Origin of the sequence: Bradyrhizobium sp. CCBAU 45389, assembly GCF_028128625.1 — a bacterium.
GTDB lineage: Bacteria > Pseudomonadota > Alphaproteobacteria > Rhizobiales > Xanthobacteraceae > Bradyrhizobium > Bradyrhizobium liaoningense_B.
In genome coordinates, this window is the sequence record NZ_LBIY01000098.1 from 596,808 (window position 1) to 621,579 (window position 24,772).

Consider the following 24,772-nt stretch of genomic DNA (forward strand, 5'->3'; position numbering starts at 1 on the left):
CCAAGGGGGATGCGAACATTCCCGCCCGGTGGCTCAGGGTTTCGTCTGATGTCGGCGCCGCGGGTTCGCCGCTACGATTCACCGTCTGTCGATGGAACCATCGTTGTCCGGGAGGATCGCATGACAGCCTATGACAGCCGGTCCGGCATCGAAGCGCTGGGCCCTCCGCCACTCTGGGTCTGTGCTCTCCTCGGGGCCGTCCTGATTGCCGCCGGCCTCTTCGCCTTGGGCGATCTCGCGTTCGCGACCATCATCAGCGTCAAGTTCATCGGACTGACCGCGATCGCCGCCGGCGGCTTCGAGATTGCGCATGCGTTCTGGACCAAGGAATGGGGCGGCTTCCTATGGCGGATCGTTCTCGGCGCGCTCTACCTCGTCTTTGGCCTGCTGCTGCTCACCCAGCCCGACTCGGGCGCGCTGATCCTGACCTATTTCCTCGGCGCGGTGCTGTTCGCGTCGGGCGTCATTCGGTGCGTGCTCAGTTTTGCCTATTGGCATCAGAACGGCTGGATGATGCTGATCTCCGGCATCTTTGCCGTCATCGCCGGCGTGCTCATCCTGTTCGGCTTCCCCGACATCAGCGTCTGGGCGCTTGGCTTCCTGCTCGGTGTCGACCTGATCTCGCATGGCCTCGCATGGTTGCTCTACGCGCTGCAGTCGCTGCGGACCGCCGAATCACAAAGGAGAGAAGCACAATGAATGCTCCCAACCGCCGCGCCTTCCTCGGTCTTGCAACGAATGCCATTGCCGCAGCCGCGATCGGCACCGTCGGCGTTCGCCTCATCGGCGTCGCCGAGGCGATGCCGATCGATCCCGATCCCGGACGGGCCGGCGGGGCGTCGCTCCCTGTCACGCCGGCGCAGTGGGGACCGGGACCCGGTCCGGGCTGGGGCGGCCCGGGCTGGGGCGCGCCGCCACCGCGTCCCGGTTGGCGTCCCCCACCGCCGCGTCGTCGCCGCCGCTGGGTTTGCTGGTGGCATCGCGGCCGTCGTCATTGCGGATGGCGCTGGCGCTAGGACGCTTGTCGGGCCCTTGGCAGGGTGATGGAGGAAATCGTGCGCAACAATTACCAATGGATCCTCGCCGCCGTGCTGGCCGCGCTTCTCGTTGCGGCGACCTGGTTTTGCGTGTCGGTCTGGCGCTCGACGCCGGCGATGCCGGTCTACGGCAATATCATCCTTGCCGGGGCCGCGGTCCTCTTCCTGGTGTCGGGCTGCGGCCTGATCGCACTGATGTTCTACAGCCATCGCAAGGGCTACGACGAACCCGCGCGGAGCGACAGGGCCGCGCGGGAGTGACCCAGTTCGTTGTTCTGAGTCCGGAGCAAGGAGCGGACGATGAACCTTGCCGATGTCGCGATCCGATTGCTGGCGGCAGGTCTCATGATCGGGCTGACCGGCGGGGCCGCTCGGACGCAACCTGCCGCCTCCGCGCCTTCAGTCGGGATCGTCGAAGCGACACGGCGGCCGATCACCGAGAGCAGCGAGTTTCTCGGCCGCATCGAGGCGATCAACCGGGTCAACGTTGCGGCCCGCGTCACCGCCTTTCTGGAACAGCGGCTCTTCAACGAGGGCGCCGAGATCAAGAAGGGTGACCAGCTCTATCGCCTCGAGCGTGGCCCATTCGAAGCCGATCTTGCGGCCAAGAAGGCGCAGGTGGCGCAGCTGGAGGCAACGCTGGAGAATGCAAGGCTGACGACGGAGCGCGCACGCACCCTGCTCGGCGGACCGGCCGGGCAGCAGTCGACCTACGACGCTGCGCAAACCAGCGCAGCCTGGAAGCCCAGGTGCAGGCCGCGCAGGCGCAGGTCCAGGCCTCGCAAATCAACCTCGACTACACCGTGATCAGCGCGCCGATCGACGGCAAGATCGGACGCACGGCGGTGACGGAAGGCAACATCGTGAGCCCCTCTTCCGGCGTGCTGACCACGATCGTCAGCCAGGATCCGATGTACGTCACGTTTCCCGTGCCGCTGCGCCAGGGGCTCGAACTGCGCGAGCGATACGGTCCGCAAGGCGGACTCGAGGCGGTGGTGATCCGGTTGCGGCTGCCCGACGGGCGCATGTACGGCCAGTCCGGCAAGCTGAACTTCGTCGACAACAGCATCGCGCAAAACACCGACACGATCACGGTGCGGGGCGAGATCGCCAATCCGATCCTGCGCGCCCCCTCCGCGGCAGGCGTCATCGCCCACGAGCTGACCGACGGCGAGTTCGTGACCGTCGTGCTCGAAGGCGTCCAGCCGATCGAGGTGCTGGCGATCCCGCGCTCGGCGGTGCTGTCCGACCAGCGGGGCGACTACGTCCTCGTGGTGGGCACGGACAACAAGGCCGAGCAGCGACGCATTCAGCTCGGACAATCGACACCGACGATCGCCGCGGTCATCAATGGGCTTGCGGCCGGCGACAAGGTGATCGCCGAAGGCCTGCAACGGGTTCGTGCCGGCCAGACCGTCACCCCGGATCCGGCAAGCGCACTCATTCTGTCGAGCATCAAGGGCGCAGCGAGCGGGCTGGCGCCACCGGCCGACCGCAGCACCCCTCCCCCGACACGCCCGGCGGACGGCAGCCCATGATATCGGACGTCTTCGTCGACCGCCCGCGGCTATCGATGGTGATCGCTTTCATCATCACCATCGCCGGCGCGCTGGCGCTCACGCAGATTCCGGTGGCGCAGTTTCCGGATATCGTGCCGCCTCAGGTCACCGTGGCCGCGACCTTCCCCGGCGCCTCGGCCGAAGTGGTGGAGAGCAGCGTCGCCCAGCCGCTGGAGGCTCAGGTCATCGGCGTCGACCGCGCGCTGTACATGAAATCGACCAGCGGCAATGACGGCAGCTACACGCTGACGGTTTCGTTCGCGCTCGGCACCAATCCCGACATCAACACCGTCAACGTCAACAATCGCGTGCAGAGCGCGCTGTCGCAATTGCCCACGGAGGTGCAGCAGCAGGGCGTGACGGTGCAGAAGCGATCCTCCTCGATCCTGCAGTTTCTGGTGCTGTACAGTGCCGATGGCCGGCAGGATCCGCTCTTCATCACCAACTACGCCATCATCAACGTGCTCGACGCCATCGCCAGCACACCCGGGGTCGGCCAGGCCAATCTGTTCGCCAAGATGAACTATTCGATGCGGATCTGGTTCGATACGCAGCGGCTCACCAGCCTCGGCCTGACCCCGGCGGACGTGATCGCCGCAATCCGCGCGCAGAGCGTCCAGGCTCCCGTCGGCCGTATCGGGGCGCGGCCGATCAGCAACGATCAGCAGTTCCAGTTCAACGTGCAGACACTGGGCCGGCTCGCCACCGTCGATCAATTCGCCAACATCGTGCTGCGCGCCAATCCGGACGGATCATCGCTGCTCGTGAAGGACGTCGCCCGCGTCGAGATGGGCGCGCAAAATCTCGACAGCGAAGCGCGGATCGACGGGCGCGCCGCCGTCCCGATCGCGATCTATCTCGCGCCGGGCGCCAATGCGGTGACCACCGCGCGCGCGGTGGCGGAGACGATGCAGCGACTGTCCGCCCGGTTTCCTGCAGGCCTCAGCCATCTCGTGCAATACGATTCCACGACGTTCGTCCGCGATACCATTGCGGAAGTATTGCGGACGCTGGGCGAGGCGTTCGTCCTCGTGGTGGTCGTGGTCTATCTGTTCCTCGGAAACCTCAGAGCCACGGCGATTCCGGCCGTCGCCGTACCGGTCAGCCTGGTGGGCACCTTCGCCGTCCTGCTGACCTTCGGCTATTCGGCCAACACGGTATCCCTGCTCGCCATGGTGCTCGCCATCGGCATCGTCGTCGACGACGCCATCGTCGTGGTGGAGAACGTCGAGCGCGTCATGGCGGAGGAGCCCGACCTGTCGCCGGCGGAGGCCAGCAAGAAGGCCATGAGGCAGATCACCGCGCCGATCATCGCCATCACCCTGGTGCTGCTCTCGGTGTTCGTCCCGATCGCATTCATTCCCGGAATCTCGGGCACGCTGTTCCGTCAGTTCGCGGTGACCATCAGCGCCGCCATGATGATCTCGGCATTGAACGCGCTCACGCTCTCCCCGGCGCTGTGCGCCCTGCTGCTGCGCCACGGCGGCCCGCGCCGGGGTCTCATCGGCCGTGTGCTCGGCGGGATCGACTGGGTGCGCGATCGCTACAGCGGCGGCGTCCGCCACCTGGTGCGCATGGCCTCGTTGTCACTCCTGCTCGTGGCGGTCTTTGCCGGCGGCATCTTCGGCCTGTCGCTGGTCACGCCGACGGGCTTCCTGCCGGAGGAAGACCAGGGAGCCTTCTTCACCTCTGTGCAGTTGCCCGATGGCGCATCGGTGGCACGGACCAGCGTGGTCACCCGGCAAGTCGAGGACATCCTGAAACAGATACCGGCCGTCGACCACGTCCTGGCAGTGATCGGCTTCTCGCTGCTCGACGGCGCCTCCGAGCCGAACAGCGCGCTCGTGGTGGCGCGGCTGAAACCCTTCGCCGACAGAAAGGCGGCGGCGGATTCGGCACAGGCGCTGATCGCCAGGATGTTTGCAGCCGGCGCGCAGATTCGAGAGGCCAACGTGCTGCCGTTCAACCTGCCGCCGATCATCGGGCTCTCGACCGGAGGCGGATTCGAATATCAGTTGCAGGCGCTGGAGGGGCAGACTCCAGCAGCGATCTCCAGCGTCACGAACGCGCTGATCGGCGCCGCCAATGCCGATCCACGGCTTGCGCGCGTGTTCTCGACATTCACCGCGACCAACCCGTCGCTCTATCTCGATATCGATCGCCGCAAGGCCCAGGCGCTGGGCGTCACCATCAGCGACATCTTCACTGCTCTCCAGGCCACGCTCGGCGGCATCTACGTCAACAATTTCAACCTGTTCGGCCGGACCTGGCAGGTCAATCTCCAAGGCGAGGCATTCGACCGCGCCGACACCTCGGACATCTGGCGGATCTATGTGCGCAACAGCACCGGCGAGATGGTACCGCTCCGATCGCTGGCGGCGCTGAAGATCGTCACCGGGCCGCAGGTCATCACCCGCTACAACAACTACCGCTCGGTGACCGTCAACGGCAGCCCGGCGCCGAACATCTCCTCGGGCACCGCGATGGCTGCCATGACTGAGATCTCCGATGCCGTGCTGCCGTCCGGTTACACTTTTGCATGGACCGGCACCGCCTATCAGGAGCAACAGGCCGCCGGCCAGACCGGCATCGTGCTGATGCTGGCCGTCCTGTTCGCCTATCTGTTCCTGGTCGCGCTCTATGAGAGCACGGTGATCCCCATCCCCGTTCTGCTCTCGGTCGTCGTCGGCGTGCTCGGATCCTATCTCGGCATCAAGGTCGCGGGGCTCAACCTCGATCTCTACGGCCAGATCGGCCTGGTGGTCCTGATCGCCCTCGCGGCCAAGAACGGCATCCTGATCGTCGAATTCGCGAAAGAGCAGCGCGAGGCGGGAATGGCGCTCGATGAGGCCGCCGTCCAGGGCGCCCATATGCGCTTTCGCGCCGTCATGATGACCTCGGCGGCCTTCATCCTCGGCCTGCTGCCGCTTGTCATCGCAACGGGCGCTGCCGCGCTCAGCCGTCGCGCGGTAGGCACGGCCGTGTTTGCCGGCATGCTGGCCGCAAGCTCGATCGGGATATTCCTGGTGCCGATGCTCTATGTGGTCTTTCAGCGCGTACGCGAGCGCGCGAAGGCGGCTTTCAAGTCAAGCCATCGGCCGAATTCGTCCGACCGCAATATGGTCTAAGCGGGCTTCAACCGCGTGCGGTCAGGGGATCGTTGAGGGCGAGACCGGCCCGAGGCCAATCGACAGCAATCAGCCGCCCGGTGCCGGAGAGTGTGATGAAGGCGGTGCGCATGTCCGGGCCGCCGAAGCAGATGTTGGTGCAGTAGACCTCATCCGCTTCGTGGAATTCGATCAACCGGCCGTCCGACGAAAACACGCTGACACCGCCACGCACCAGCGTTGCGACGCAGATGTTGCCGCCCTCTTCCACCGCGAGCGAATCGAACCGCTGGTAGCCCGGCAGTCCGTGCAGCAAACGACCGCCGTTCGGCGATGGCCATGGCTCCTTGGCGACTTCGCCTTCGCCGGTGATGGGATAGCTCCAGATCCGGCTCGTCTCGGTCTCGGAGACGTAGAGCGTGCGCCCATCCGGCGACAGCCCGACGCCGTTCGGCGTCATGATCGGAAAGATCGCCTCCTTGATCATGGAGCCGTCGGTGCGCGTATAATAGACCGCGCCGCGATCCATCAGCCGGCCATAGGTCTTTCCGAGATCGGTGAACCAGAAGCCGCCCTTGTCGTCGAAGACGATGTCGTTCGGCCCTTTCAGATTGACGCCGTTGCAACTGTCGTAAAGGGTCTTGACGACGCCGGTAGCAAGGTCGACCTGCTCGATACGGCCTGTCGTGTAATCTTCGGCGCGGCCGGTCGGGCGAGCAAAATTGCGACTGTCCCTGTGCCAGGAGAAGCCGCCATTGTTGCAGACATAGCATTTGCCGTCCGGGCCGATGGCCGCGCCGTTCGGACCACCGCCGAGATGCGCGATCACCTCTTTCCGGCCCGAAGGAAGCACGCGCGTTAGCCGGCCGCCCTCGATCTCGACGACGATGACGCTGCCGTCGGCGAGCGCGACCGGCCCTTCGGGAAAGGCAAGTCCGCTCGCAATCTCTCTGCCTTCGAGACGCATCCCCTCACTCCATATCCTTAGGCCGGCGCCGGCTGGCCGGCGCCGAGATAGGCTTCCACGGCCTCGGCCCGGCTCGCCGGCGTGGCGAGGTCTGCCGCGCTGCGATGACCGACGATGGCACCGTTGCGCACGAAATAGAGCTCGTCGGCCACCTTCATCGTCATGCGGAAATTCTGCTCGACCAGCATGATGGCAAGGCCGGTGTCCTGCTTGATGGTCACCAGGCGTTCGAACACGCGCCGGATCAGCAGTGGCGCCAGTCCCAGCGACGGCTCGTCGAGCAGGAGCAGCCGCGGCGCGCTCATCAGGCCGCGCCCGATCGCGAGCATCTGCTGCTCGCCGCCACTCAGCATCCAGGCCGGCGACTTCAGGCGGTTCGCGATCTCGGGAAACAGCTCCAGCATGAGATCGCGCCGCTGTCGCTGCACCCGCGCATCGAGGAAGAAGCCGCCGAGCAGGAGATTTTCGGCGACCGTGAGCGAGCCGACGATCTGGCGTCCTTCGGGGACATAGACGATGCCGCGCCTGACGCGCTGCCGGGCGGCGAGCGCAGCGATGTCCTCGCCGGCAAAACGCATCTCGCCCTCTGCCGGCACGAGGCCCGCGATGGCCTTGAGCACCGACGACTTTCCGGCGCCGTTGGCACCCAACAGCGCCACCACGCCTCTTTCCGGCACGGCAAGATCGACATTTTCGACGACGCGCGCCCTGCCATAGCTGACCGCGAGACCACGCGCCGAGAACAGCTCAGTCATCGGCGTCGTCTCCGAGGTAGACGCGGATCACATCAGGATGCGCGCGGATTTCCGCCGGCGTGCCGTTCGCGATCATCCTGCCGAAATTGAGCACATAGATGTGCTCGCAAAGCTCCATGATCAGGTCCATGTCGTGCTCGACGACGAGGAGCACGAGGTCGGGCCGCATCAGCCGCTTCAAGGCGCGCATCAGGTCACGCGTCTCGACGGCGTTCAGTCCCGCGGCCGGCTCGTCGAGCAGGATCGCCCTGGGCTCGCTGGCAATGGCGCGCGCGATCTCGGCGAGGCGTAGCGTTCCCGGCGGCAGATCAGACGGCTTGTGATGGGCGGCCGACGCAATGCCGAGCTCATTCAGCGCCGCCATGGCGCGGCGCTCGGTGTCCTCTTGCTCGGCCCGTTGCGCCGGCGTCGGCACGAAGGCGCTGAACCAGCCGGACCGACGCTTCAGGGTGAGACCAACCAGGACGTTTTCGAGCAGCGACAGCTCCGGGCACATCGCCAGATTCTGGAAGCTGCGGGTGATGCCGCACGCGGCGCGCGGCGCCGGACCCATGCCGTCCAGCGGCGTGCCGCCAAAACTGCTGTGCCCGCGCTGGCCGTGGTAGAGCCCGGTAAGGCAGTTGAACAGGCTGGTCTTGCCCGCGCCATTCGGTCCGATCAAACCGGTGATGACGCCGGGCTTCAGATTCAGAGAGACGTCGCTGAGAACCTGAAGCCCGCCGAAGCCGAGCGAGATGCCTTCGGCGACGAGCCCGCTGCCGGTGGCGGCCATCATCGTCCCCTCCGGCGTGGCAGGAAGCGGCGCAGGTCACCGGCATTCGCTGCCAGCGTGACGACGATCAGCGCCACGCCATAAAGGATCGGAACCCAGTCGCCGGCCTTCGCGAGATAGGTCGGCACCAGCGTGATGAAGGCGCCGCCGACCAGCGCCGCCGGCAGTGACAGCCTGTTCAGGCTGACGACCGAGCCGACCAGCAGGAAGACGCCGCTGAAGAAGGTAAAGCTGTTCGGCGAAACGGTCGACGATGCAAAGCCCGTCATGGCACCTGCCAGCGAGGCCAGCGCGGCGCTCAACGTGAAGATCGAGACGCGCGCCCAGCTCCGCGTGATCCCCATGGCCTCGGCCGCGCGCGGCTGGGCCTGCGCCATCAGCAGCGCCAGCCCTTGCGCCGACTTGCGGAAATGCGCCAGCGCCAGACAGACGACGACCAGAACCACGAGCGCCACGTAGTAGCGCTGCAACGCCTTCGAGACGCCGGGAATCAAGTCCTGCGCGATGTACAGACCTTCAAAGCCGCCGGTGAACTTCTCGAAGCCGATCAGGATCTCCGGCAGTGCGAGCGCCAGCGCCATGGTGGCCACCGCAAGATAGATCCCGGACAGCCGGCGCGAGGGGAATGCAAAGACGAAGCCGCTACCTGCGCCGAGCAGGACCGCCAGCGGGAGGCTCACGGCGATCGACAGGCCGAGGCGGTGCTCGACGATTGCAACCGCATAGGCGCCGAGCGCCACGAAGAAACTGTGCCCGATCGACACCTCGCCACCGTAACGCACCAGCATGCTGACAGAGAGAACGGCCAGCGCGTTCGCAAAGCACAGCGACAGGCTGTAGAGCAGAAAGCCTCCGGCAAGGAGCGGCAGCAGCACCAGCGCCGCGACCAAGGCAAAGATCGACAGCCGCGCGGCATCGACATTGCCGTTGCGCGCCGACACGCCGGCCTTCGACCCGTGGGCGAGCTCAGACACGGCCACCGATCGCCCTTTCCAAAAGTCCGTTGGGGAAGAAGTTGAGCGTCAGCAGGATCACGCCGAGCAGGAACGTGTTCATGAATTCCGGCGAGACGTAGAACGAAAACAGGTTCATGGCGATGCCGACCAGGATGCCGCCGACGGCGGCGCCCGGCAGGCTCGAGAAGCCGCCGACCACGGCCGCGGTGAAGGCTTGCAGCATGAAGGACGGCACCGTCGTCGAGCTCAGGAACGTCGTCGGCACGATCAGAAGTGCTGCAACAAGACCGAGGACGGCGCCCGCGAGCCAGGAGAACAGGTGGACCGAGCGGAGGTTCAGCCCGCAGACCTCGCAGGCGAACGGATTGGTCGACACCGCGCGAAACGCAACGCCGAGCTTGGTCCGCTCGATGATCACGAACAAGCCGGCGACGATCGCGATGGTGACGGCGAGAACGGCGAGATCATAGGACGAGATACGGACTGCGCCGAGGCTGAAGCCGAAGCGCGGCACCGGAAGATCGAGATTGACGATATCGGCACCGAACACGAGTTGCACAGCGCCCTGCAGGACCAGCCCGACGCCGAGCGTTGCGATGGTCGAGGCGAGATCGGATTTGAAGACGATCGGCGCGATCAGGGCATAGCTTGCGACCGCAACCGCGCAGGCAATGCCGAGCGCCAGCGCCACCGCGCTGCCCCAGGACAGGCTCAGCAGGCTGCCGCTGGAGAAGCCGTAAACCACGAAGGCGCCGAGACAGGCGAGATTGCCGTGCGAAAAATTCACGACGCGCGAGCTCTTGAACACCATGACGAGACCGAGCGCGCCGACGCCGTAAAGGCAGCCGGAGATGATGCCGGACCAGAGCAGCGGCAGGATGTCTCTGATGAATCCGGCCACGCTCACCCCTGCCCTTCGCCGGGCACGCCGCCCTGCTCGATGAACTCGATCACGCCGGGGAAATAGCGGCCCGACAGTCCGTGCCGGCACGCCGCGTCGTAATAGCGGCGCGCAAGCTCGGCAACGCCGGGACGGGTGCCGGTATCGGCGGCGAGCTGAAGCACATAGTCAAGGTCCTTCAGCACGTATTCCGGCGGAAAGGCTTTTGCCGGAAAGTTGCGCGGCAGCATCGCCTTGGTGCCGTGATTGCGCAGCACGAAGCTGTCGCCCGACCCCTTCGACACGGCGCTGAGCAGCGTCTCGGGCTTCACGCCGGCGCGCTCGCCGATCACCATCATCTCCGCTAATGCCAGCGTGTGCTCGAACACCAGCGCGTTGTTGATCAGCTTGACGACCTGGCCACAGCCGACCTCACCGCAATGGGTGACGTCGGACCCGATATGATCGAGCAGCGGCTTGATCTCTGCGAACACGACCGCCTCCGCGCCGACCATGATGCTGAGCTCGCCGCGTTGCGCGGCCTCCCGCGTTCGCGCCACCGGTGCGTCCGCGAAGGCGAAGCCCTTGGCCTTCAGCCGATCGGAGACGCTGCGCGCCAGCGCGACCGGCGTGGTGCTGAGATCGACGATCGTCGTCCCCGGCCGCGCGGCCTGCGCGATCGCGGACGAGACCGCCTCCACCTGAGGTCCGCCCGGCAGCGACAGGAAGATGACGTCCGCGGCGGCGGCAAGCGCGTCGAGCGAGGCGGCTGCTTCCGCTCTGGTGTCGGAGAGAGCGGCGATCGCCGCCGGATCGCGGTCGAGCATCAGCACGCGACCGGCATGCTTCTTCGCCATGTTCCTGCACATCGGCCCGCCCATGACGCCGAGGCCGATGAAGCCGATGGTCTTCGCTGCGCTCATGGGCCTAATCCATCAACATGCCGCCATTGACGTCGAGCACCGTGCCGGTGATCCAGTTCGACGCCGGCGAGCAGAGGAACAGAATGCTCTGGGCAATATCCTCGGGCTGGCCGAACCGCCCCAGCGGCACGGCGCCGTTCGGCGACGGCGCGGCGCGATCGGTGACAGTCGCCCACATCGGAGTCTCGACCGGGCCCGGCGCGATGATGTTGGCGTAGACGCCCTTGGCAGCGCCGTTCTTGGCAACCCATTTCATCAGGCCGTGCACGGCGGATTTCGCCGCGACATAGGCCGGGCCCGACGCGACGCCGCCGATCTTGGCGGCGATCGAGCCGAGCGCAACGATCTTGCCGAAACCACGCTCGGCCATGACGGGATAGAGCTTGCGCACGGGATTGACCGTGCCCATCAGGTTGACGGCGAGGATCCTGTCCCACTCTTCATCAGTCGACTGCGGCAGCGGCGTATTGGCGATCGTGCCGGCACAGAGCACGAGGATGTCGATCTTGCCGCGCGCCTTCAGCTCCGCGTCGATCAGCCTCTCGACGGCCGCGCGATCCGTCACGTCGCAGCGGCGATAGCTCGCCTTTTCCGGAAACTTGCCGCCGTCTTCGACGATGTCGGTGGCGATGACGTCGGCGCCGGCGGCGCAGAACGCGGCAACCACGGCGCGGCCGATGCCGCCGGCGGCTCCAGTGATGAGGGCAGTTTGTCCGTCGAGACGCGAGGGCCCGCTCAAGGGCGATCCAGCCATGTCGTGCTTTCCTTGTTTTTCTTGCCTTGTTTTTCTTGGTAGTTGAGACGAGCAGCGGGCGACCGCGTCTTGCGGTCACCCGCTGAAAACGATTGGCTCAGGCCGGCTTGGCGTCGAAGGCCACTGCCGGATAGGGCTTGAAGTCGCGCACCATGACGAACGAGCCCTGCGCTTGCAGGATCGCTTCCTGACGCGTGCCGCGGTGATCGGCACCGGTGAAGGTCACCTTGCGGGCGCCGCCGACCGAGGCGTTGCGCAGCGTGTTGCCCGCCTCGACCAGATTGGCGCGCGTGATCGGCTTGCCGCTGTCGACCAGCGCGCCGAAGATGCTGCCGAACAGCGCGGCATTGCTCCAGCCGTTGAGCCCGAACACGCCGACCGGATCGTTCGGATAGTACTTCGTCACGGCGTCACGATAGGCCTTGATCTCGGGTTCGGCGCTGTGGACCGGCAGCAGCCACGAGGAGAAGTAGACGCCGTTGAGGAGATCGCCGGTCAGCTTGTAGGTCGCGGGATCGGCGGTGAAGAAGGGCGCAAACCAGGTCAGCTTGACGCCCTGGCGGTCGGCCGCCTTCAACGCGGCCGCGAGATTGGCATTGGAGCCGAACAGGATCGCCGCCTGCGCCTCGGAATTGGCGACGCGGCGGATGTGCGGGGTGAAGTCGGTGGTCTTCACCTCGAATGGGACCGACTCCGCCGGCGTGAGCTTGTTGGCCTCCATGAAGAGATCGAAGCCGCGTTTGGCCGAACGGCCGAGCTCGTCATTCTCCCACAGCAGCGCGATCTTCTTCAGCTTGAGATCGTTGACAGCGAACTCGGCATTGGAGGCCGCCGACCAGCCGTAATCGGGCAGGAGCGGAAAGATGTTCGGCTCGGCGAAGAAGGCGCTGGCGCCGCCGATCGGCCCGATCATGGCGAGGCCGTTTTCCTTGGCGTAGGGAATGACGGCGACATTGGTGGCGGTGCCCACCGCGGCGACCAGTGCAAAGATGTGATTGTCCTCGACGAGGCGCCGGACGGCGGCAACGCTGCGCGCGGGATCATAGCCGTCATCGAGCGTCACGTAGTTGATCTTCCAGCCCTTGATGCCGCCGGCCTCGTTGACGCTCTTGAAATAGGCGTCCGCGGCGTGGGTCAGGATTGCGTAGAAGGGGACCGGCCCCGTGACCGGCGTGAACCCGCCGATGGTGATGGTCTTGGTGGCGGCATCGACGCCGATCTCGTCGGCAAGGAGCGATGAGCCGGGATAGGCCGACGCCAGCGCGGCGGCGCCCGACAGCTTGAGAAAGTCACGCCTCTTCATAGGCCCTCCCCGATATTTGTTTTTCTCCGATGATCTTTAGAGGGAGGAACCGACCCGGTCAAGAAAAAATGCATTATGCATTATGTCGCGCTGGACGCGGTGCCGGCCAGGATCAGCTCGGCGCGGCGGATGACCGGAGCATCGATCATCTTGCCGTCCAGCGCCACCGCGGCGCCGTTGGCACCTTTGGCGACCTCCAGCACCCGGCGGGCCCAGACGACTTCATCGGCCGTGGGCAGGAAGGCCTCGTTGACCAGCTTGACCTGGGCCGGATGGATGCAGAGCTTTGCGGCAAAGCCGAGCGACTTGGCGCGGCCGACCGCCGCGCCGAAGGTCGCGGGATCCGTCCACGATGTCGTCACGCCATCGATCGGCGGAGCCAATCCGGCCAGCCGCGATTCCAGCACGATTTGCAGGCGAACCGGATCGAGCTCCTGTGCGGTCTCGGTCACGCCGGCATCGATGCCGAAGTCGAGATTGCCGAAGGCGAATTGCGAGACCAGGCCGCTCTTGCCGATACTCCGCAGCTCCGCATAACCCCTGACCGTCTCGATCAGCGCGATGACCTGGCAGGGCCGATCCAGCGATCCCACCAAGCGGTTGATCGCGCCGGGCTCGGCCTTCGGCAGCATCAACCTGGTCACGCCAGCGCGGCGGATCATGTCCATGTCGGCCGCGAAGAACGGAGTATCGGCACCGTTCACGCGTACGATCGCGTCGGTCCGCCCGCTCCACTGCGCGATGAAGCCGCGCGCCGCGCCCTTGTCCGCTGGCGCGACAGCATCCTCGAGATCGAGGATGACCTGATGCGCGCCCGACGCGGCCGCCTTGTCGAACCGCTCGGGTCGGTTGGCCGGGACAAACAGGAAGGAGCGGGACAAAGCGCTGGACATTGGGCCTCAACCTCGATTATGCATTATGCATTATCGTTTGTACTTCTATCCTCCCCGAGGTGCCGCGTCTATGGTGGTCGCGGGCAAATCAGGCGGGGGGCAGCGGCATCCAATGGAATATCGGACGAAAGAGGAGCAGGTCGCCGACTATCTCCGCGAGGGCATCATCTCGGGGCGGTTGCCGCGCGGCGCCCGGCTGAAGCAGACCGAGATCGCGCAGGAGCTCAAGATCAGCATCACGCCGGTTCGCGAGGCGCTGAAGCTGCTCGAGGCGGAAGGCTATCTCGCGAGCGACTCCTACCGCGGCGCGACCGTGGCGCCGTTCGACGTCGAAGCCTCCACCGAGATCCTGAAGCTGCGGATCACGCTCGAGACCCAGCTGGTCGAAAGCGCCGTGCGCAACATCACTGCCGAGGAGATCGCGGAGCTGCGCGAGCTGGCGCGGCAGTTCGAGGAGGCCGCGCTCGCCAATGACAGCACGTCGGCGCGCGGCATCAACTACCGCTTCCATCGCCGCATGTACGATTTCGCGCGGTTGCCGAAGACGCTGCATTTCGTGCAGGTGCTGTGGGCGCAATATCCGTTCGACGTCATCAATCGCATCGGCGGCCGTGCGGTACGCGCCGCCAAGGAGCACAACGAGCTCCTGAAGAACGTGATCGAGGGCGACGCTGCGAGCGCCATGCTCACGATGCGGCAGCACATCGAAACCGGCTGGACCGAGCTGCGCAACAGCATGCCGGCCAGGTCCGAAAATCCAGTCAAATCGAAGAGCTCTGAGAAGGAGACGCTATGAAGCCGATGCTGCTCGTCATGGATATGCTGAACGACCTCGTCCACGAGAACGGCGCGGGCGCAAAGACATATGTCCCGCTGATGAAGGAGCGTGACGTGCTTGGCCGCACCAAGGCGCTGATCGCGAAGGCGCGCGCCGCCGGTGCGCTGATCGGCTATGTCCGCGTCGGCTTCTCGCCCGACTATCGGGAATGCCCGCCCAATTCGCCGATCTTCTCCCGCGCCAAGGGCGCCGGCCTGTTCAAGCTCGGCACCTGGGGCACCGAGGTGCATCCCGATCTGAAGCCGGAGGCCGATGATTTCGACATCATCAAGCACCGGGTGAGCCCGTTCTACGGTACCTCGCTGGAGCCGATCCTGCGCGCCCATGGCGTGACCGATCTGATCCTCACCGGCGTCTCCACCAACGGCGTGGTCCACACCGGTGCGCGCGAAGCGCATGACCGCGACTATGCCTGCACGGTGTTGGAAGACTGCTGCGCCGGCGGCACCACGGACGAGCACGAGAGCGCGCTGCGCTGCCTCGCCCGCTTCGCGGCGATCAAGACCAGCGCCGATGTGAGCTTCGGCTAGCGCTTTCTTCCTTCTCCCTTTGCGGGAGAGGGTGCACTGCCAACGCGGCACTCACGTCCCAAGCCAGCGCGGGTTGATCGCCTGCTGATAGGTGACGCCGCGCACGGCGTCGCTGAATTTCAGCTCAAACTCGATATTGTGCGCGAACTGCTGCTCCGACAATGTCGGCGGCACCGAGACCGTCATGCGCTGATCCGACACCGTGTGCTTGATCAGCTCGACATTCGTCTGCTGAAAATATTTGTCATGCAGCAGCTGGCCGGCGGCAGCAGGGTCATTCCGGATCAGCTCCGATGCCCTGGTCATCCCGCGGACCAGCGATGCAGCGACCTCCGGGTTCTTGTCGAGAAAATCCGGCCGGCCGCATAGCACGGTGTAGAGAAAGTTCTCGATGCCGGGCACCTCGCCGTGCGACGGGCGCGCTGCCCAGACCGCGAGGCCGTCCTCCACCGCCTGGTTATTGGCAGGCGCCGTGGTGTTGAAGCCGTCGATCTGCCCGGAGCGCAGCGCCAGATACATCTTGTCGAGCTTGACCACCGTGAGGCTCACATCCTTCTCGGGGTCGAGTCCACCAAGCGACAGCAGATAGCGCCAGATCTTGTCGGTGCCGCTGCCGCGCCCGGAGATCGCGAGCGTCAGGCCCTTCATACGGGCCATGCGCTCCTTCAGCGGCATCTCCGGCGCGAGGCCGATCTTCTCCGCCGTCTTCCGGCTGATCACGGCGTCGCTCGCATATTGCGACATCAGCGGCGCGAAGGCGTTGATCTTCTGGCCCTTGGCGACGGCGAGGATCACGTCGCTCATCACGAGACCGGCAACGTCGACGCTGCCGCCAAGGATCGCCGCCATGCTGTTGGTGCCGCTGCCGGTGTCGATCAGGCTGACGTCAAGGCCCGCGTCCTTCATGAAGCCTGCCGCCGTTGCCACCAGCAGTGGCAGATAAGCGAACGTGTAGCCGCCGATCGCGATCGTGACCGGCCTGCCTGCGCCTTGCGCCTGGCCTCGCGTGATCGCGCCGGCCAGCGCGCCTCCGGCCATACCACCCAGCATCGTCCGACGCGTGATCATGATGTCCTCCCTTGTCTTGTTGTTGTGACCGTCTCCCTCTCAGCGCCAGCGGAAGATCCAGCTCTCCAGCCGTCCGAGCGCTTCATTCAGCAGCGTGGTGACGAGCATCAGCGCGAACAGCGCGGCGAACACGCCGGCGGTGTCGAGCTGCCCCGCCGAGTTTTGCGTGAGGTAGCCGATGCCGGCATTGGAGGCCATCATCTCGGCCGCGACCGCGCCGACGAAGCCGTAAGGCAGCCCAAGCTTCAATCCGGTGAACAGCCATGGCAGCGCCGACGGAAAGATCACCATGCGTTGGACCGCGAATTTGCCTCCGCCCATGGTGCGGAGCGCATCGACCATCTTCTGGTCGACCTCGCGCACGCCGCGCAGGGTCGAGAAGAACACCAGGAAGAAGACGCTGATCGCGGCCAGCACGATCTTCGGCGCGAGCCCGATGCCGAACCACATGATGAAGAGCGGCGCGAGCGCGACCTTGGGCACGCCGTACACCGCCGTGACGAACGGATCGACCGTGCGATGCAGGGTGTCGCTCGCACCGACCAGCAACGCGAGCAGCACGCCGGCCGTCGCCCCCAGCACGAACCCCGCGAACGTCTCCTTGAAGGTGATCATCAGGTGATAGCCGAGCTGGCCGCTCGCCGTCCATGCCACCAGCGTCCTGAACACGGCTGCCGGGCTGCTGACCCAGAACGGGTCGAGCAACGGACCCGACGCAGCCTGCCAGATCGCCAGCATCGCAATCAGGAAGATCACGCGATAGAGCCACACGCGGCTGGATGGGCTGAGGGCCGGTTCGGCCTGCGTCTCGGACAGTGCCTCTGTGCTCATGACGGCCGCCTCACTGGCGCTTCCAGGGCGGCCCAGAGCCGCCGGTAATGCTCCTCGAATGCGGGATGGAATCGCACCTCGTGCACCTCGCGCGGCCTCGGGATGGCGATCGGCTCGTCGAGCCTGATCTGGCAGGGGCGCGGCGAGAACACCAGGACGCGATCGGCGAGCGTGATCGCCTCGACGATGTCGTGGGTCACGAACACCACGGTCTTGCGCCGCGCCGACCACAATTTCAGAAGCTCGGCCTGAAGCACCAGCTTGAGCTGGGCGTCGAGCGGCCCGAACGGTTCGTCCATCAGCAGCACCGGCGGATCGTAGATCAACGTGCGGGCCAACATCGCGCGCTTGCGCATGCCGCCGGAAAGCTGGCTCGGATAATGCCGCTCGAAGCCCTCGAGGCCGACCTGCGCGATCAAGTCGCGTACGCGCGCGGCGATCTCGGTGCGGTCGACATTGCGCAGCTCCAACGGGACGGCAACGTTCTGCTCGACCGTCCGCCATGGCAGCAGGCTGTCATGCTGCGTGAGATAGCCGATCCCGGTGTTGACCGCAGCAACCGGCGCGCCCTGACACAGCACGGCCCCCGCGGTCGGCCGATCGAGGCCGGCGAGCAAATTCAGCACGGTCGATTTGCCCGATCCGCTCGGACCTACAATGGCGAGAAACTCACCATTGTTGAGAGAGAAGTTCAATCCGCTGAGAACCTCGACCCGGCCGTTGCGCGAGCTGAAGGTCTTGCCGACGCCGCGCAGCTCGACCGCGGGCGTGCACTCCGCCTCGCATCCTTGCGCAGGGACAACAGACAGGTGCGCCGATCTCATCGCCTTGACCTCCCCTGCACTCTTTTTGTTATCGCCCGCTCCGAAAGCGGCTCTCAGACCTGTGCGGCTGCCCGCATCGCGAGCGCACCGTTGGGGCTACTCGCCCAGAGATCCAGCGCGCTGGCGTCGCTCTTGCCTTCCAGCCTGAAGGCCGAGCTCACGAACAGCGGCGAGACGCCCCTGAATTCGAACGACTTGAGCGGCCTTCCAGCATGCTTTGCCGCAAAGCCTTGCAGCAGCGTCGCCGTCAGGGGCCCGTGCACGACGAGATCGGGATAGTTTTCTTCAGCCCGCGCATAGGCTTGATCGTAGTGGATGCGATGCCCGTTCGACGTCAGCGACGAGTAGCGGAAAAGGAGCACGGTGTCGGGCCGGAATTCCTCCGACCAAGCGGCATCCTGTGGAGCGGGCGTGGCCGCAGGCGCAGGCGCTCCCGGCGCTGCCGCCTCGCGATAGACGATGTCCTGCTCCTCGGTGATGCACACGGCGCCGTCGCAGGAGATGCTGTGGCTGACGGTCACGAACACCAGCTGTCCGGCACGGCCGGACTTAGCCTCGACCTTGAGAATGGTGCTCTCGCGCACGCCTTCCCCGCCGATGGTCAGCGGCTTGTGATAAGTGAGCCGTCCGCCGGCCCACATGCGGCGCGGCAGCGACACCGGCGGCAGGAAGCCGCCGCGCTTGGGATGGCCGTCCGTTCCGAGCTCATGGCGCGGCACGAAGCGATTGAAGAAGATCCAGTGCCATCCCGGCGGCAGCGGCGCGCCGGCCGCATGGTGTCCCTCGATGCCGAGCGTGGCGCCGAGCGCTGCGACACGGTCGGGCGCGATCTGCTCCCGGATCGTCTCCTTGCGACCGACCCAGGCCTGCCAGTCTTCTCCGGTCAGCGCTTGCCTCTCGCTCATCACGGCAACTCCACTTCAAGCGGTCAATAAATCACCTGCTGATCCATCAGGCTCTGGCGTTCCTCGCGGCTTAGGTCGAGCAGCTCGCCGAACACGTAATCCTCGTCTTCGCCGAGACGCGGTGTGCCGCGCGTCATGCCGACGTCGGACCTCGAAAAACGGATCGGCGCCTTCAGCGCCGCGCGACGGTGGCCGGTCCCATCCTCGACATCGATGACGGCTCCGCGCGCACGCAGATGCCGGTCATGCGCAATGTCTTCCATGTTGCAGGACACGTGCGCCGCGATCCCGGCAGCCTGCAACATGCGCTCGGCCTCGCCGGCCGTGCAGGCCATCGTCCAATGCTCGATTTCGCCGTGCAGCGGCCGCCGGTGCTCGTGCCGACTTGCGGCGCTCTGAAACCGTGGATCAGCCAGAAGATGCGGCGCATCCATCAGCTTCGCCAAGGCCTGCCATTCGTCATCGGAACGGACCGCGATGGTCAGCCAGCGATCTTCGTCGCGGGTCCGGAACACGCCGTGCGGCGCCATCCGCGGATGATCGTTGCCGATCCGCACCGGGCTTCCTCCCGCCGCGGCGAACAGCAACGCCTCGCCCACCAGCGAGCAGGCAACTTCGCGCGCGCTCACGTCGACATGTCCGCCACGGCCTGTGCGACGCAGGCGATACACAGCGGCCACCGCCGCCATCGCCGCATTCATGCCGACGCTGTGATCCATCACATGCCGCATCTCGACTGGCGGGCCGTCTTCGTAACCCGTGAGATAGCCGAGCGCACCCCAGGCTCCGAACAGCGGCGCATAGCCGGCGAAATGCGAATCCGGGCCGCTCTGGCCTGACGAGGACACGGACACCATCACCACCGACGGCTTCAGCGCGGCCAGCGCGGCATAACCGAGACCGAGCCGCTCCATCACGCCGGGCCGGAAACTCTCGCAGACGAGGTCGCTTGCGCCGACGAGCTTCCTGGCCAGCGCGACGCCCCTGGCGTCCTTCAGATTGATGCGCACCGAGAGCTTGTTGGACGCGACCTGATCGAAGCTCGCCGGCCCCATCCGGCCATAGACCGGATGCGGCTTTCGGAAGATGTCGGGTCGCGCCGCGCTCTCGACCTTGATGCACTCCGCACCGAGCTGCGACAGGATGTGCGTGCAGAACGGACCCGCCGCGTGCAGCGTAAAGTCGGCGATACGAACTCCGGCGAGCGGTTTCATGAGGCCTCCGCAGCGATGGGCGACCGGTCACGGTGGCGGCTGGTCGTGATCAGATGCTGATGTTCGCCCAGCCGCGGCGGCCCGGCTTTCAAGCGCAGCGCCGCGCCATCGACGTGGAGCGGCGCCGACAGCACCGGCAAGGAGCCACCACCCGGAATCTTCACCGGCTGAAACAGCTCCCGCGCACGTTCGTGGGTGCCGGACAGCACTTCGGCAGGGCTCGCATATTTCGCCATGGGGACGCCGAGCGCCTGGGCTCGCGCGACGATATCCGCGGTCTGTTGTTCGCGTGCCCAGGCACGAACGGCGCGGTTGATCTCGGCACCACGGCGGCTGCGCTCCAGTTGGTCCGCGAGTGCGGGGTCGAGCATCCAGTCCGGACGGCCCATCAGTTCGACCAGGCCGCGCCACTGCCGCTCCTCGAGCGTCAGCAGCTCGACATAGCCGTCGGCGCATTCGAGCACGCCGCCATACTTGAACGAGCGCGTGCGGCGGTGTTCCAACGAACCGTCGCCGAAACGCTGGAGCGCAAATGCGCCCACCGCAAGCGCGGCGTCCTGCACGGAGACATCGACGCTTTCGGCTCCACCATGCTCACGGCCGATCAACGCCGACAGCGCGCCGAGCGCCGCCACCACACCGCCCTGGTATTCGGCGAAATGCCCGTAGACTTTCAACGGCGGACGATCGGGGAAGAGCTCGGCGGCAAGGCCGTTGGGCAGCAGGAAGCCTTCGCCCGAGGCGTGGATCAGGTTGATCTCCTCGGCCTGCCAGCCGGCCTTCGGCCCGACTGCACCGAACGGCAGCACCGACACGTCGGTCAGCTTTGGATACCGCGCCCGAAGAGACTGTTCGTCGAGTTCGAGGCCCGCACGTTCGTCGGTCCCCAGGTCGTGGATGAAGACATCGGCCGTCGCCAGCAGGGCGGACAGCCCTGCCCGCCCGCTTGCCGTTTCGAGATCGCAGATCACGCTCCTCTTTCCTGCAGCCAGGAAGGCGAACAGCGCGCTGGCTTCCCCCGCCGGCGGAAGAAACGGCGGCTCAAGACGAAGCGGATTGCCGTCCGGCGGCTCGATCAGAACCGTCTCGGCGCCGAGGGTCGAGAGCAGCCGGCCGGCGTAGCCAGCCGCAACTCCGCGCGAGAGCTCGACGACGGTCACCCCGGCGAGCAGCGGCGCAACGGCCTCGTCCATCATGGCAACGCTTCCCCTTTTTGTTATTGGCCGGCGTTTTCGGGAGCACGATGCGAGACTGCGTATCGTGCTCCCGGGACGTTCTTGGCGTCCGCTCTAGCGGATCGTCGGCAGCTCCAGCTCGAGTGCCGAACCGTCGAAGAACACGCGGTTCTTCACCTCGCGCGACGGCAGCATCACGGTGGCAAGGCCGGGCGTGGTCAGTTCACCGCGCTGGTTCTCGCCCCAGATCTCGAGATCGACCAGCGCAAAACCGTCCTTGACGTACTTCTTGCTGACCTTGCCCTTGCACCAGGTGGAGTCGCCCATGGTGTTGAAGCGCCGCATCTCGGTGCGCACGCGCTTCAAGAACGCGGCATCGCCCATCCAGTTGGTAACGAGGCTTGCGAGCCAGGAGGAACGCTGCGGGCCGTAATCATAGGTGCCGGGAACGCCGACCTCCTTGGCAACGGACTCGCGGTGATGACCGATGCCGGTATATTCGATGCCGCCGCCGGCCTCGGGATTGCGGAAGAAATGACCGGGATGCTTGACGGCAGATTTCAGCACGATGCCGTGCGTGTGGCCGCGGCCGCAGCCGACGAGGAATCCCATCGTGTCCATCAGCGACAGCGGCCCGCGCACGATCGGCGGCAGTTCGTCACCGACGTTGACGTCCTCGAAGTAACGGACCGCGGTGCCGCGCATCCGCTCGTCTTCCTTCAGGATCGCCTCGTCGAGCGCCGCGAACTCGTCCGCGGTGTATTCGTATGGCTTGACGTCCTTGTACTTGCCGGCATCGCGCGCGGCCTTGCGCTCGTGGCGGGTGCAGGTGCCGAGCGCGCGGGCCACGATGTCGCCGCGCTGATTGGAATAGGTCGCTTCGACATATTGCAGCACGAGGCGGCCGGAGAACTTGCTCTCCTTCTCCTCGATGCCGACGACGCGCTCGATCGCGGTGATGCGGTCGCCCGGACGGATGTGGCGAAACAGCTCCCAGTCGTTGCCGGCGTAGAAGCCGTGCACACCGGGCAGGCCCCAGCGGGTCCGGCCGATCCAGCCGAACGCCATCGGAAACATGGGATGGGCGACATTGGTGCCGTAGCGACTCTGGCGTCCGTGCTCGGCATCGCGGTAGAGCGGATTGAGATCGCCGATGCCGTTGCAGAAATTGCGGATGGTGTCTTCGGTCGCATCCTGAAGGTACGGGCCTTCGGGGCGAAGCTGGAGACCGATCATGCTGCGCGCCTGCGCGATCGCCTCGTCGGTGATCTTTCCCTCCGCCGGTGCGTGACCGACCTCTTTTTCCATGACGTCTGCCATTGTGGTCTCCATTCCCTGTTATGAGTTTGAGGTTTGCTAGGCTGCGGGTTTCATGGCGCGGGCCAATGCGGAAGCCGCCGCAGCCGAAAGGCCGTCGAGGTCACGCGCGATCACCACGCCGGCGCGGTCGAGTGCCTCGACCTTGGCCGCCCAGCTCTCGGCATAGGAGCCGATCATCGCGGCGGCATGTCCCATCTTCTTGCCGGCGGGCGCGGTGCGGCCGACCAGAAGCGCCGCCGACGGCTTTGCATCCGGTCGCTTTGCATAGTCGGCGAGCGCGTATTCTTCCGAACCGCCGATCTCGCCGAGATAGATGATGGCGCGCGTCTCCGGATCGTCGTGGAACAGCGCGATGGCTTCAGCGGCATTGACGCCGCGCACCGGATCGCCGCCGATGCCGATGACGCTGGTCTGGCCGAGGCCGGCCTGCGACAGGCGGAAACAGGCCTCATAAGAGAGCGAGCCGCTTCGGGAGATCACGCCGATCGGCCCGGGCGCGTAGCAGAATGAGGGCATGAAGCCGAGCTTGGCCTTGCCGGGCGAAATCAGGCCGGGCGAATTCGGCCCGACCAGATGCGCGCCGTGCTCCAGCGCTGCCGCACGCATCTCCATGGCATCGAGCACCGGAAGCCCGTCGCCGGGATAGGCAATCAGCGGACAGCCTGCCTCGATCGTCTCCAGCACCGCGTCGAGCGCAACCATGGCCGGCACATAGATCAGCGCCGCATTGGCGTGCGTTTCCTGCATCGCAGCCGCGACGCTCGAAAACACCGGAATGCCTTCGATGGCCTGACCGCCGCGCCCCGGCGCCACGCCGGCAACGACCCTTGTGTGGCTCTGCGCGAGATCCTTCACCGAGAACGTCCCGAACTTGCCGGTGATGCCGACGATCAGCACGCGCGCATCGGAGTCGAGGAGAATGCTCATGACCGCGCTCCCGCAACTTTCTTCACGATGTCGGCGACGGCCATCTCCAGCGTCGCATGGTTGCGGTGGCCGGCTTCGCCGAGGATCGTCGTCGCCAGATCGCTGCGCGTGCCGTTGAGGCGCAGCGTCACCGGCTTCGAGGATGCTCGCCTGGCCAGAAGCTCGACGAGGGTTCTCGCCACACGATCGGTGTGCAGCCCGCCACCGAACATGCTGACCAGAATGCCTTTCACGTTCGGTGCGCGGTCGAGCAGATCGAAGGCAAGCCCGAAGCCCGCCGGGGTCGGATTTCCGCTGACGTCGAGGAAGCAGGCCGGCTGCGCGCCGGCGCCGTCGATCGCGTCCATCGCGGCCATCGTCATGCCGGCGCCACCCGAGATCAGGCCGATCTCGCCGTCGAGCCAGACCAGCATCAGGTTGGCCTCTTCGCACAGCCGGATCTCGCGCTCGGCCTTGTCGCGCGCGGCCGCGATGGTCGCCGCGGTTGCGGCTCTGCGGAAGGCGGCGGCCTCGTCGAGGACGACCTTGGCGTCCGCCGCGATCAACGCGCCGCCGCGGCAGACGACCAGCGGATTGATTTCGACCGTCGTGCATTCGTTGGCCTGGGCGATCTCGAGCAGGCGCCGCGCCGTGGAGATCACGCGCTCGCGCACCTTGGCATCGCTCTCCACGGGCTCGAGGAGCGCACGAAAGGCGTGGGCGCGGAAATTGCGGGCGAGCCCGACCGGATAGCTCAGCGGCGGCGGTCCATCCTCGATGTCAATCCCGCCGCGCGGCGAATAGAGCACGCTGAACCCGCCCACGCGGCTGTCGATCGCCACTGCGAGATAGAGCTCGCGCTCGATGTCCAGCCAGGATTCAACCAGCACGGACGCTGGCGCCTCGCCGCCGAACCGCATTCCCATGATGGCAGCGAACGCGCTTTCCAGTTCGGCCGGAGAATTCGCCTTTTGAATCCCGCCGGCCTTGCCGCGACCTCCGGCGGCGACCTGCGCCTTCACGGCGACCGGGAAATAGACCCGGCAATCGCGGACCTCGTCCAGCGATCGGAGCTCGTGGCTTGAAGGTGTGGTGACGGCAGCGGCGCGCAGCAGCGCCTTGCCCTGGGCTTCGGTGACCAACATGAAATGCATAATGCATTCTATTTGACGGCGGTCAACGCCTGATTCCTGAGATTTTCAGCGATATTTGGAGATGAGGGCCGAAAATTCGCAAAAACGGGCACGTGCAGGCC

24 protein-coding genes and 1 pseudogene are annotated in these 24,772 nt (G+C 65.9%); 7 read left to right on the plus strand and 18 right to left on the minus strand.

Features of this window, described 5'->3' with window-relative positions; genetic code table 11:
- The first annotated feature begins 120 nt into the window (after nucleotides 1–120).
- The 5 genes and pseudogenes from XH79_RS38820 to XH79_RS38840 all read left to right on the plus strand — a co-directional run bounded on the left by XH79_RS38820 (nucleotide 121) and on the right by XH79_RS38840 (nucleotide 5,724).
- Nucleotides 121–699: an HdeD family acid-resistance protein gene (locus tag XH79_RS38820; RefSeq protein ID WP_271585114.1), complete on the plus strand. Its 579-nt coding sequence runs from the start codon at nucleotides 121–123 to the stop codon at nucleotides 697–699.
- A complete protein-coding gene (locus tag XH79_RS38825) occupies nucleotides 696–1,016 on the plus strand; it encodes a twin-arginine translocation signal domain-containing protein (protein ID WP_271585115.1) in 321 nt (106 codons plus the stop codon). Before XH79_RS38820 ends, XH79_RS38825 begins: the two co-directional genes overlap by 4 nt.
- A 39-nt stretch (nucleotides 1,017–1,055) precedes the next feature.
- A complete protein-coding gene (locus tag XH79_RS38830; protein WP_271585116.1) occupies nucleotides 1,056–1,298 on the plus strand; it encodes a hypothetical protein in 243 nt (80 codons plus the stop codon).
- A 39-nt stretch (nucleotides 1,299–1,337) separates the two neighbouring features.
- Nucleotides 1,338–2,575: pseudogene (locus XH79_RS38835) on the plus strand (efflux RND transporter periplasmic adaptor subunit).
- The gene (locus XH79_RS38840; protein ID WP_271585117.1) at nucleotides 2,572–5,724 is read left to right on the plus strand and encodes an efflux RND transporter permease subunit; all 3,153 of its coding nucleotides are present in this window, start codon (nucleotides 2,572–2,574) and stop codon (nucleotides 5,722–5,724) included. Before XH79_RS38835 ends, XH79_RS38840 begins: the two are co-directional and overlap by 4 nt.
- 7 nt (nucleotides 5,725–5,731) lie before the next feature.
- Here the strand turns inward: XH79_RS38840 and XH79_RS38845 are convergent, their stop codons facing one another.
- The 9 genes from XH79_RS38845 to XH79_RS38885 all read right to left on the minus strand — a co-directional run bounded on the left by XH79_RS38845 (nucleotide 5,732) and on the right by XH79_RS38885 (nucleotide 13,906).
- Nucleotides 5,732–6,670, minus strand: a complete 939-nt coding sequence (locus tag XH79_RS38845; protein ID WP_271585118.1) for an SMP-30/gluconolactonase/LRE family protein — start codon at nucleotides 6,668–6,670, stop codon at nucleotides 5,732–5,734.
- 17 nt (nucleotides 6,671–6,687) lie between these two features.
- Entirely contained in the window at nucleotides 6,688–7,425 is a 738-nt protein-coding gene (locus tag XH79_RS38850) for an ABC transporter ATP-binding protein (RefSeq protein ID WP_212337817.1), read from the minus strand.
- Nucleotides 7,418–8,200: an ABC transporter ATP-binding protein gene (locus XH79_RS38855; RefSeq protein WP_271585119.1), complete on the minus strand. Its 783-nt coding sequence runs from the start codon at nucleotides 8,198–8,200 to the stop codon at nucleotides 7,418–7,420. Before XH79_RS38855 ends, XH79_RS38850 begins: the two co-directional genes overlap by 8 nt.
- A complete protein-coding gene (locus tag XH79_RS38860; RefSeq protein WP_271585120.1) occupies nucleotides 8,197–9,171 on the minus strand; it encodes a branched-chain amino acid ABC transporter permease in 975 nt (324 codons plus the stop codon). The genes XH79_RS38855 and XH79_RS38860 overlap by 4 nt, the downstream gene beginning before the upstream one ends.
- Nucleotides 9,164–10,054, minus strand: a complete 891-nt coding sequence (locus XH79_RS38865) for a branched-chain amino acid ABC transporter permease (RefSeq protein WP_271585121.1) — start codon at nucleotides 10,052–10,054, stop codon at nucleotides 9,164–9,166. The genes XH79_RS38860 and XH79_RS38865 overlap by 8 nt, the downstream gene beginning before the upstream one ends.
- 2 nt (nucleotides 10,055–10,056) lie before the next feature.
- Nucleotides 10,057–10,956 carry an NAD(P)-dependent oxidoreductase gene (locus XH79_RS38870; protein ID WP_271585122.1) on the minus strand — a complete coding sequence of 300 codons (900 nt, stop codon included), beginning with the start codon at nucleotides 10,954–10,956 and terminating at the stop codon, nucleotides 10,057–10,059.
- 4 nt (nucleotides 10,957–10,960) lie between these two features.
- Nucleotides 10,961–11,710 carry an SDR family NAD(P)-dependent oxidoreductase gene (locus tag XH79_RS38875; protein ID WP_212337812.1) on the minus strand — a complete coding sequence of 250 codons (750 nt, stop codon included), beginning with the start codon at nucleotides 11,708–11,710 and terminating at the stop codon, nucleotides 10,961–10,963.
- 97 nt (nucleotides 11,711–11,807) lie between these two features.
- Entirely contained in the window at nucleotides 11,808–13,013 is a 1,206-nt protein-coding gene (locus tag XH79_RS38880; RefSeq protein WP_271585123.1) for an ABC transporter substrate-binding protein, read from the minus strand.
- A gap of 80 nt (nucleotides 13,014–13,093) precedes the next feature.
- Nucleotides 13,094–13,906: an HpcH/HpaI aldolase/citrate lyase family protein gene (locus XH79_RS38885; RefSeq protein WP_271585124.1), complete on the minus strand. Its 813-nt coding sequence runs from the start codon at nucleotides 13,904–13,906 to the stop codon at nucleotides 13,094–13,096.
- Nucleotides 13,907–14,018: 112 nt separating this feature from the next.
- Between XH79_RS38885 and XH79_RS38890 the strand changes: the two genes are divergently transcribed.
- Nucleotides 14,019–14,702 carry a GntR family transcriptional regulator gene (locus XH79_RS38890; RefSeq protein ID WP_211410102.1) on the plus strand — a complete coding sequence of 228 codons (684 nt, stop codon included), beginning with the start codon at nucleotides 14,019–14,021 and terminating at the stop codon, nucleotides 14,700–14,702.
- A complete protein-coding gene (locus XH79_RS38895; RefSeq protein WP_271585125.1) occupies nucleotides 14,699–15,274 on the plus strand; it encodes a cysteine hydrolase family protein in 576 nt (191 codons plus the stop codon). Before XH79_RS38890 ends, XH79_RS38895 begins: the two co-directional genes overlap by 4 nt.
- A 51-nt stretch (nucleotides 15,275–15,325) precedes the next feature.
- Here the strand turns inward: XH79_RS38895 and XH79_RS38900 are convergent, their stop codons facing one another.
- The 9 genes from XH79_RS38900 to XH79_RS38940 all read right to left on the minus strand — a co-directional run bounded on the left by XH79_RS38900 (nucleotide 15,326) and on the right by XH79_RS38940 (nucleotide 24,671).
- The gene (locus XH79_RS38900) at nucleotides 15,326–16,342 is read right to left on the minus strand and encodes an ABC transporter substrate-binding protein (RefSeq protein WP_271585126.1); all 1,017 of its coding nucleotides are present in this window, start codon (nucleotides 16,340–16,342) and stop codon (nucleotides 15,326–15,328) included.
- Nucleotides 16,343–16,381: 39 nt separating this feature from the next.
- On the minus strand, nucleotides 16,382–17,173 hold the full coding sequence (locus XH79_RS38905) for an ABC transporter permease (protein ID WP_271585127.1): 792 nt from the start codon (nucleotides 17,171–17,173) through the stop codon (nucleotides 16,382–16,384).
- Nucleotides 17,170–17,997 carry an ABC transporter ATP-binding protein gene (locus XH79_RS38910; protein ID WP_271585128.1) on the minus strand — a complete coding sequence of 276 codons (828 nt, stop codon included), beginning with the start codon at nucleotides 17,995–17,997 and terminating at the stop codon, nucleotides 17,170–17,172. Before XH79_RS38910 ends, XH79_RS38905 begins: the two co-directional genes overlap by 4 nt.
- 53 nt (nucleotides 17,998–18,050) lie before the next feature.
- Complete coding sequence (locus XH79_RS38915) at nucleotides 18,051–18,902, minus strand: FAS1-like dehydratase domain-containing protein (protein ID WP_271585129.1); 852 nt, start codon at nucleotides 18,900–18,902, stop codon at nucleotides 18,051–18,053.
- A 23-nt stretch (nucleotides 18,903–18,925) separates the two neighbouring features.
- Nucleotides 18,926–20,116: a CaiB/BaiF CoA transferase family protein gene (locus XH79_RS38920; protein WP_271585130.1), complete on the minus strand. Its 1,191-nt coding sequence runs from the start codon at nucleotides 20,114–20,116 to the stop codon at nucleotides 18,926–18,928.
- Nucleotides 20,113–21,312, minus strand: a complete 1,200-nt coding sequence (locus XH79_RS38925) for a CaiB/BaiF CoA transferase family protein (protein WP_271585131.1) — start codon at nucleotides 21,310–21,312, stop codon at nucleotides 20,113–20,115. Before XH79_RS38925 ends, XH79_RS38920 begins: the two co-directional genes overlap by 4 nt.
- Before the next feature lie 93 nt (nucleotides 21,313–21,405).
- Nucleotides 21,406–22,611, minus strand: coding sequence for an FAS1-like dehydratase domain-containing protein (locus XH79_RS38930; RefSeq protein ID WP_212337794.1), 1,206 nt, complete (start codon nucleotides 22,609–22,611; stop codon nucleotides 21,406–21,408).
- Nucleotides 22,612–22,647: 36 nt separating this feature from the next.
- Nucleotides 22,648–23,538, minus strand: a complete 891-nt coding sequence (locus XH79_RS38935; protein ID WP_271585132.1) for a succinate--CoA ligase subunit alpha — start codon at nucleotides 23,536–23,538, stop codon at nucleotides 22,648–22,650.
- Nucleotides 23,535–24,671, minus strand: coding sequence for an ATP-grasp domain-containing protein (locus tag XH79_RS38940; protein WP_271585133.1), 1,137 nt, complete (start codon nucleotides 24,669–24,671; stop codon nucleotides 23,535–23,537). Before XH79_RS38940 ends, XH79_RS38935 begins: the two co-directional genes overlap by 4 nt.
- Between the last annotated feature and the right edge of the window lie 101 nt (nucleotides 24,672–24,772).